Origin of the sequence: Phenylobacterium sp., from assembly GCF_031412415.1 — a bacterium.
In the GTDB taxonomy this organism is placed as follows: Bacteria; Pseudomonadota; Alphaproteobacteria; order Caulobacterales; family Caulobacteraceae; genus Phenylobacterium.
In genome coordinates this window covers 1-7,402 of record NZ_JANOCX010000281.1, presented here as the reverse complement: position 1 = coordinate 7,402, position 7,402 = coordinate 1, and the positions used below count along the sequence as shown (strand labels likewise).

8 protein-coding genes and 1 pseudogene are annotated in these 7,402 nt (G+C 68.9%); 5 read left to right on the top strand and 4 right to left on the bottom strand.

The window, feature by feature from the left end; all coding sequences use genetic code 11:
- The 3 genes and pseudogenes from RMO04_RS13670 to RMO04_RS13660 all read right to left on the bottom strand — a co-directional run.
- Positions 1-621, bottom strand: a pseudogene (locus RMO04_RS13670) (phosphomannomutase/phosphoglucomutase); the annotation flags it as partial.
- A gap of 96 nt (positions 622-717) precedes the next feature.
- Positions 718-1,683, bottom strand: a complete 966-nt coding sequence (locus RMO04_RS13665; protein WP_309645322.1) for a KpsF/GutQ family sugar-phosphate isomerase — start codon at positions 1,681-1,683, stop codon at positions 718-720.
- An 11-nt stretch (positions 1,684-1,694) separates the two neighbouring features.
- On the bottom strand, positions 1,695-1,940 hold the full coding sequence (locus tag RMO04_RS13660) for a hypothetical protein (RefSeq protein ID WP_309645321.1): 246 nt from the start codon (positions 1,938-1,940) through the stop codon (positions 1,695-1,697).
- 101 nt (positions 1,941-2,041) lie between these two features.
- Here RMO04_RS13660 and gpmA point away from each other — a divergent pair, with 101 nt between their 5' ends.
- The 5 genes from gpmA to RMO04_RS13635 all read left to right on the top strand — a co-directional run bounded on the left by gpmA (position 2,042) and on the right by RMO04_RS13635 (position 6,734).
- Positions 2,042-2,755: a 2,3-diphosphoglycerate-dependent phosphoglycerate mutase gene (gene gpmA, locus RMO04_RS13655; RefSeq protein WP_309645320.1), complete on the top strand. Its 714-nt coding sequence runs from the start codon at positions 2,042-2,044 to the stop codon at positions 2,753-2,755.
- On the top strand, positions 2,752-3,210 hold the full coding sequence (locus RMO04_RS13650) for a bifunctional diaminohydroxyphosphoribosylaminopyrimidine deaminase/5-amino-6-(5-phosphoribosylamino)uracil reductase RibD (protein WP_309645319.1): 459 nt from the start codon (positions 2,752-2,754) through the stop codon (positions 3,208-3,210). Before gpmA ends, RMO04_RS13650 begins: the two co-directional genes overlap by 4 nt.
- A 67-nt stretch (positions 3,211-3,277) precedes the next feature.
- The gene (locus RMO04_RS13645; RefSeq protein ID WP_309645318.1) at positions 3,278-4,537 is read left to right on the top strand and encodes a pentapeptide repeat-containing protein; all 1,260 of its coding nucleotides are present in this window, start codon (positions 3,278-3,280) and stop codon (positions 4,535-4,537) included.
- 93 nt (positions 4,538-4,630) lie between these two features.
- Entirely contained in the window at positions 4,631-5,896 is a 1,266-nt protein-coding gene (locus RMO04_RS13640) for a pentapeptide repeat-containing protein (RefSeq protein WP_309645317.1), read from the top strand.
- A gap of 70 nt (positions 5,897-5,966) precedes the next feature.
- A complete protein-coding gene (locus RMO04_RS13635) occupies positions 5,967-6,734 on the top strand; it encodes a crotonase/enoyl-CoA hydratase family protein (protein WP_309645316.1) in 768 nt (255 codons plus the stop codon).
- Position 6,735: 1 nt separating this feature from the next.
- Here the strand turns inward: RMO04_RS13635 and RMO04_RS13630 are convergent, their stop codons facing one another.
- Entirely contained in the window at positions 6,736-7,104 is a 369-nt protein-coding gene (locus RMO04_RS13630) for a GFA family protein (protein ID WP_309645315.1), read from the bottom strand.
- Positions 7,105-7,402 lie beyond the last annotated feature (298 nt).

Below are 7,402 nucleotides of genomic sequence, written 5' to 3'. Positions count from 1 at the left end.
GGCCTCGGCGGCGAAGGCGCCGGCCGTGCCGTTGCCGCAGGCGCAGACCACCTTCAGCGGGCGCTTGATGTTCACGCGGCTGGAGACATCGGCGATGAAGCGTTCGGCGAAATCCTGGACGTGGGTAAGCGAGCCGCCGGGCCTGGACTGGCCCTGGCCGCCCAGCACGATCTCCTTCAACCGGCCCATCTCGACGGGTCCGAAGGTCAGCGGCCGCTCGGCGCCCATCTTCACCCCGGTCCAGCCGTTCTCATTGTGGCTGGCGGTGACCATGGCCACGCAGGGGGCGTCCAGCTCGAACTGGGCGAAATAGGCGGTCGGCGACAGGGCCAGGCCGATGTCGACCACCTCGCAGCCGGCCGAGACTAGCCCCAGGGTTAGGGCCTGCTTGATCGAGGTGGAATAGGACCGGTAGTCGTGGCCGACGACGATCTTGGTCTGGCCCAGTTCCTGGATGTAGGTGCCGAGCCCCAGGCCCAGCGCCTCGATGCCCAGCAGGTTGATGTCCGGCCCATACATCCAGCGCGCGTCGTATTCGCGAAAGCCGGTGGCCTTCACCAGCGGCGTGTTCTCGTACTCGATCGTATTCGGAACCAGGTCGGCGCGTGGGACGGGCAGCATCGGAACTCCATCGCATGGGTCGGGCGTCATGTTTAATGGCTGTGCGCTCTTAAGACTTACCGAACGCGGCGCAACAACTCGTGACAGACCGAAACGTTACATCACGCCGGCGCGAAGCAGGTCGTGGACGTGCAGGATCCCCACCGGGCGGCCGTCCTCGACCACGAACAACACGGTGACCGAAGGCGGCGGATCGCTCATCAGGGCCAGCGCCTCGGAGGCGAGCATGCCAGGCGGCACGGTCTTCTTCGGGCCGGGGGTCATCACCTCGCCCGCGGTATGCGTCACCAGGTCGTCGAAGTGGCGGCGCAGGTCCCCGTCCGTGATCACGCCCACCAGGCGTCCGTCCGGCCCTTGGACGCCGACGATGCCCCAGGTCTTTCCGGTCATGACCAGCAAGGCCTCGCGCATCGGGGTCTCGGGCCTGACCAAGGGCACCTGATCCTGGCCATGCATCAGGTCGCCCACGGTGCGCAGCATCGCGCCGAGCTTGCCGCCGGGATGAAAGGTCTTGAAGTCCTTGGCCGTGAAACCGCGCCGTTCCAGCAGGGCCACGGCGAGCGCGTCGCCGAGCGCGATCTGCAGGGTGGTGGAGGTGGTGGGGGCGTTGACCTCTGCTGTCGCCTCGGTTCCGTCGGCCAGTTGCAGCACCACGCTCGCAGCGCGGCCCAGCGCGCTGTCAGGGGCGGCGGTGAGGGCGATCAGCGGGATATGGAAGCGGGTAGCGTAGGCCAGGATGTCGGCCAGCTCGCGGACCTCGCCGGACTTGGACAGGGCCAGGATCACATCGTCCTGGCCGATCATGCCCAGGTCGCCGTGACTGGCCTCGGTGGCGTGGACGAAGAAGGCCGGCTGTCCGGTGGAGGCGAAGGTGGCGGCGATCTTGCGCGCCACATGCCCGGATTTGCCGATGCCGGTGCAGACGATCCGGCCCTTGGCCGAGCCCAGGATATCGACGGCGCGGATGAAGTCCTGGCCAAGCGCGTCGGCCTGCAGCCGCAGGGCGTCGGCCTCGGTGTTCAGCACGCGGCGGGCCACCGCGACGGCGTCGAACTGGCTCATCGGCAGGTCCGTCATTGGGTGGGCGAGATCGCCTGGGTCTGCAGGTCCGAGACCGCCGAGCGAGCCTGGTTCAGCCGCTGCTCCGAGGCCTCGGTCTCACGCTTCATCGCCGCCTGCATCTCCGGGGTGCGCTGGACGGGCGGGTGGCCGAACGGCCCCCAGGACCGGTCGCCCAGGCCCTGGGGCCAGGCCATGGCGAGCGCCACCAAGCCGAGGGCGAGCGCCGCGAGCGCCGGGAAGAAGAGGCGATTAAGCATCGGCGCACATATAGACGGCGCTTAGACAAGGGGCCAGCGGGCCTTGACGCTTGCGGTTCGCCCCCTTAGCCCCGCAGCCAATCGCTGAAGGAGCCAAGCGCTTGCCGAAACTGATCCTCCTCCGCCACGGCCAGAGCCAGTGGAACCTCGAAGACCGCTTCACCGGCTGGGTGGACGTGGACCTGACCGCCGAGGGCGAGGCCCAGGCGACCAAGGGCGGGGAGCTGATCAAGGCCGCGGGCCTGACGATCGACCGGGCCTTCACCTCGGTGCTCACACGCGCCATCCGGACCCTGTGGCTGGCCTTGACCAGCGCGGGCCAGGTGTTCGTGCCCCAGACGACGGACTGGCGCCTGAACGAGCGCCACTACGGCGGGCTGACCGGCTTGAACAAGACCGAGACCGCCGCCAAGCACGGCGACGATCAGGTCAAGATCTGGCGCCGCTCCTACGACATTCCGCCGCCGCCGCTGGCGCCGGGCGGCGAGTTCGATTTCGCGGGCGACCGCCGCTACGCCGGGGCCACCCTGCCCGACACCGAGAGCCTGAAGACCACCCTTGACCGCGTCCGCCCGTACTGGGACGCCGAGATCGCGCCGCATCTCGCGGCCGGCGAGACCGTGCTGGTGGCCGCCCACGGCAACTCCCTGCGCGCCATCGTCAAGCTTTTGTACGGCCTCAGCGACGAGGGGATCATCGGCGTGGAGATTCCCACCGGCAATCCGCTGCTGATCGACCTGGACGCCAGTCTTAAGCCGATGGCGGCCCGCTATCTTGATGAGAGCCGCGCCACCGCCCTGCCCAAGGCGGCATGAGCGCCACCGACCAGGACCACATGCGCCGCGCCATCGACCTGGCGCGGTCGAACCTCGGCCTGACCTCGCCGAACCCGTCGGTCGGATGCGTGATCGTCCGGGCGGGACAGGTCGTGGGCGAGGGGGCGACCTCAGCCGGCGGGCGCCCGCACGCCGAGGAGCAAGCCCTTGAACAGGCAGGACAAGCCGCGCACGGGGCGACCGCCTATGTCACCCTGGAGCCCTGCGCCGCGCGGTCTTCTGGCGGACCTTCGTGCTCGGAGCGATTGGTCGCCGCCGGGGTGGCGCGGGTCCTGATCGCCTGCGAGGACCCGTCGGCCTTCGCCGCGGGCAAGGGCGCCGAGCGGCTGGCGGCGGCCGGAATCGACGTTCAACTCGGGCTCTGCGCGGACGAAGCCCAGGCGCTCTATGTCGAATATCGACCTGCGACGATTCACCCTAACCGGCTTAAGTGACGGAAAGAGCGTGTTAATTGCGGGCGCCTAGTATTGGCCGCAGTTTCCCTCGGTTCCCAAGTTCCGCATGTCGATTCAGACCGCGCCCGCACCCGATTTGCCCAAGCTCGGACAGGCTGAGCTGGAGGCGATCTGCGCCAAGCATGACCGTCTCTGGACCTCCAAGCCCGGCGGCGCCCGCGCCGTCTTCGCCTGGCGCGACCTCTCCGGCCTGGATTTGCGCGGCAAGAACCTGTGCGACGCCGATTTCACCGGCGCCAATCTGTCTGACTGCCACATGCAGGGCGTGCGGCTTGATCATGCCAACCTGTTCGGCGCCGACCTGCAGAACTCCAACCTGACCGACGCCTCCATGCGCCGGGCCGACCTGCGCGGCGCCTGCCTGCGCAACGCCAACCTCACCGGCGCCGACCTGTTCGAGGCCGACCTGCGTGAAGGCTCCATCGCCGCGGTCGATCGCGAGAAGGGTCTGCGCGTCCTCGAGCACCAGAACCGGGTCGGCGACGCGGGCGGCGCGATCCTGGCCGGCGCCAACCTGGAGCGCTCGCGCCTTTCGGGCGTCATGGCCATTAAGGCCGACTTCAGCGACGCGATCCTGAAAGACGCCAAGATGGTCCGGGCCAACCTCAAGCAGGCCAACATGTCCGGCGCCAACATGGCCGGCGCCGACCTCTCCGGTGCCGACCTGGCGGGCGCAGACATGCGCGACTGCATTCTCGTGGGCGCCAAGACCTTCGCCTGGAACGTCAGCCAGGCCGACATGCGCGGCGCCTTGACCGACGAACCCTCGGGCAAGTCCGTGGAAGACCTGCCCTACAAGACCATGATCCGCGATCACGCCAAGTGGTGCGAGACCGGGGGCGCGGAGGGCACGCCCAGCGTCTTCGACAACGCCGATCTGCGGGCCCTGGAGTCCATTCGCGGCTTCAACCTGACGGCGCTATCGGCCAAGGGCGCGACCTTCTACGGGCTCGATATGGAAGGCGTTCAACTTCAAGGCGCGCAACTGGACGGCGCGGACCTGCGCAACTGCAATCTGCGCCGGGCCGACCTGCGGGGCGTGCGGCTGGTGAACGCCAAGGTCTCCGGCGCGGACCTTCGCGACGCCCAGCTCGGGCCGCTGCTCATCGGCGCCGACCGCATGCTTCCGGCCAACCTGACCGGGGCGAGCCTGAAGAACGCTGACCTCGCACGCGCTGACGTCCGGCACGCGATCCTGGTCGACGCCGACCTCAGTCGCGCCAACTTCACCAACGCCATGGTCAAGCAGACCGTGTTCACGAACGCCCAGAAGTGGGGCGCCCGAGGCCTGGAAGACGCCATTTAGCGCCAGTACCGCGCACCTGTCAGTGAGCTTAACCGTTCAGTCGGTCTTGAGCGCGTAGACGACCGACGTCCTGTGTGTCGAGGGAGATCGTTCGTGAGCGCCATCGGGCTGACCGGCCGCCGGAAATTGTCTGCGGGCGAGATCGAGATGATCGTCGCCGGCCATGAGCGTTTCGTCAGCGGCAAGCCCGGCGGGAAACGCGCCGCCCTCCGCTTCGTCGACCTCTCCGGGGCCAATCTCGCCGGGCGCGACCTGTCGGACGCCGACCTCTCGGCCTCGATCCTCGACGGCGCCAAGCTGATGAAGACCAACCTGCAGCGGGCCAATCTCTTCGGCTGCGATCTGCGCAAGGCCGACCTGCGTCAGGCGAATCTCGCTCGCGCGGACCTGCGCGGCGCCTGCCTGCGTGGCGCTGACCTCAGCCGCGCCGACCTCACCCAGGCCGACTTCCGCATCGGCCAGATCGCCATTCCCCATCCCAGCAAGGGCCTGTCGTCCCTCTCGCACGAGCGCCGCCACGGCCAGCTCGACAACGCCGTGCTGGCCGGCGCCACCCTGCACGGATCGCAGATGGACGAGGCCTCGGCCTACGCCGCCGACTTCACGGATTGCTCGCTGAAGGGCGCCAAGCTGTCTCGCGCCAATTGCAAGGACGCCAACTTCGCCGGCGCCATTTTCGACGGCGCCGACCTGGCTGGCGCCAATCTGGAAGGCGCGAACCTCTCCAACACCGTGCTGTGCGATGTCGACGTCCGCGCCGCGCGGCTGTCGGACGCCACCAACATGATGGGCGCAATCGGCGTCACCACCTCCGAAGCGATGGCCAAGGCGCCGTCCTTGTTGGATCAGGCGCTGTCCAACCACCTCTGGTGCAGGACCGGCGGCAAGGAAGGCCGTCCCGCCATGTTGGACGGTGAGGACCTCCGGCCGCTGGGCGACAAGCTGCGCGGCCTGCGGCTCAGCGCCATGAGCGCCAAGGGCGCGATCATGGTGGGCCTCGACCTGACCGGAAGTCAGCTCCAGGGCGCGAATCTCGAGGGCGCCGACCTGCGCGGCGCGGTCCTCGACTCCGCCGACCTGCGCGGCGCGCGCCTTATAGGGGCCAACATGATCAAGGCCGATCTTCGCGACACGGTGTTCGCCCCGTTGCCGCTGGGTCCCGGTCGGTTGACGCCGGCCCACCTGGACGGCGCGAAGATGCGCTACGTAATCGCCCAGCGCGCCGACCTGACCGGCGCCATCCTCGACGGCGCCGACCTGCGCGGCAGTGACTTCAGCAAAGCGATCCTGACCGGCGCCAGCATGCGCGACGTCGGCCTGGCCGGCTCCACAGGCCTGGAGATCGTCCTCGCCGCCTGATCCCGGGGTTCGCCATGGGCTGACGTTCGGGCAAGTCGCTAGGGTGGGTCATCTCAACGGGAGACCCAGCATGGACACCGTCAGCGTCGAGACCCGCGGTCGCACCGCCATCGTCACCATCGAGCGACCCGAGCGGCGCAACGCCGTGGACGCGCCCACGGCCCAGGCCCTCTACGACGCGTTCAAGGGCTTCGACGCCGATCCGGCGCTGGACGTGGCGATCCTCCAGGGGCGCGGCGGCGCCTTCTGCGCCGGCGCCGATCTCAAGGGCGTCAGCGAGGGGCGGGGCAATCGTGTGGTTCGCGAGGGCGACTTCGGTCCCATGGGCTGCACGCGGCTGGAGCTCGGCAAGCCCGTGATCGCTGCGGTCGAGGGCCACGCGGTGGCCGGCGGGCTGGAGGTGGCGGCCTGGTGCGACATGCGGGTCGCCGCGCAGGGCGCCGTGTTCGGCGTGTTTTGCCGCCGCGTTGGCGTGCCGCTGATCGACCTGGGCACCGTGCGCCTGCCGCGCCTGATCGGCCACTCGCGCGCCATGGACCTGATCCTCACCGGCCGCCCCGTGGAGGCCGACGAGGCCTACGCCATCGGCCTGGCCAACCGGCTAGCGCCGCGCGGCGGTGCGCTGGATGTCGCCCTGGAGCTCGCTGATCAGATCTCGGCCTTCCCGCAGACCTGCCTGCGCAACGACCGGCTCTCGGCCATCGGCCAGTGGTCGCTCGACTGGGAGGCCGCGACGCTGGCCGAGGCCGACCTGGGCCGCGAGACCCTACGGACCGGCGAGTCCCGCGACGGCGCGGCCCGCTTCGTCGCGGGCCAGGGCCGCGGCGGGGCGTTCTAGCCTACCAGCTGTTCTTGCCGTCGACGTGCTCCACCGGCACGGCGGTCAGATCGAAGTCGTTGAACAGTCTGGCGTTGACGCCGATCTTCATGTTGGTGAAGTCGGGCTTGTAGTCGACCCAGTCGGGGCTCTCGCCATAGGTGCTGCAGCCGCAGATCCCACAGAAATGCGCCTGGATCGTGTAGCTGCCCCACTGATAGGTCGAGACCCGGTCGCGGGCCGTGGTCAGCTTGAACTGGTCGGGCGTATAGTAGGCCCACAGGCCCCCGCGCTTGGAGCAGAACGAGCAGTTGCAACTCGTGACGCTGGCCGGCGCCTCGGTCACTTCGAACTGGGTGGCGCCGCAGTGGCAGCTTCCCTTGAGCGTCATCCTAGGTCCTCTCCATGATGTCCGGCGCATGACAGTGCCGCCGCGGGATCGCGAGAGGAAGTCCTAGGTCAGGCCTGCCGCCAACAGGCTGTCAGCAGGCGATTGGCGATCTAGAAAAAGGCCGGCGCGATTGCTCGCGCCGGCCAGTGGGGAGGTGCTCAAGTTGGGGGCGGGCGGCGCGTGGGGGGGCGCCCCGCCCCGCAGGAAGGTCCACCTAGCTGGGGGGAGGATAACGCGGCCATTTAACCATCAAATAGGTTGGGCTGAAACCAGGGGGAGATCTCGATACGGCGGGGGT

Coding starts and splice junctions, on each gene's coding strand:
- RMO04_RS13665 (WP_309645322.1), bottom strand. CDS start 1,683: ATGAGCCAGTTCGACGCCGTCGCGGTGGCCCGCCGCGTGCTGAACACC.
- RMO04_RS13660 (WP_309645321.1), bottom strand. CDS start 1,940: ATGCTTAATCGCCTCTTCTTCCCGGCGCTCGCGGCGCTCGCCCTCGGC.
- RMO04_RS13650 (WP_309645319.1), top strand. CDS start 2,752: ATGAGCGCCACCGACCAGGACCACATGCGCCGCGCCATCGACCTGGCG.
- RMO04_RS13645 (WP_309645318.1), top strand. CDS start 3,278: ATGTCGATTCAGACCGCGCCCGCACCCGATTTGCCCAAGCTCGGACAG.
- RMO04_RS13635 (WP_309645316.1), top strand. CDS start 5,967: ATGGACACCGTCAGCGTCGAGACCCGCGGTCGCACCGCCATCGTCACC.
- RMO04_RS13630 (WP_309645315.1), bottom strand. CDS start 7,104: ATGACGCTCAAGGGAAGCTGCCACTGCGGCGCCACCCAGTTCGAAGTG.